Source organism: Caballeronia sp. INML2 (genome assembly GCF_023631365.1).
Classification (GTDB): Bacteria; Pseudomonadota; Gammaproteobacteria; order Burkholderiales; family Burkholderiaceae; genus Caballeronia; species Caballeronia turbans.
In genome coordinates, this window is sequence record NZ_JALQDH010000250.1 from 1 (window position 1) to 242 (window position 242).

The 242-nt window shown below is 55.8% G+C and carries 1 pseudogene; it reads left to right on the plus strand.

Going from position 1 to position 242, the window contains the following annotated elements:
- Nucleotides 1-242: pseudogene (locus NCT32_RS37190) on the plus strand (capsid portal protein); the annotation flags it as partial.

Consider the following 242-nt stretch of genomic DNA (forward strand, 5'->3'; position numbering starts at 1 on the left):
ACGCAGCTCAGCAGCAAGGCGATGTCGATGCGATTCGCGACGCGTTGAAGTCGTCGAAAGGTCCGGGTAATTTTCGCAATCTCTTCGTGTATTCTCCGAACGGCCACAAAGACGGAATCCAACTGATCCCCGTTTCCGAGGTCGCCGCGAAAGATGAATTCTTCAACATCAAGAATGTCACGCGCGACGACCTTCTCGCTGCTCACTGCGTCCCGCCTCAACTACTCGGCATCGTGCCGAGC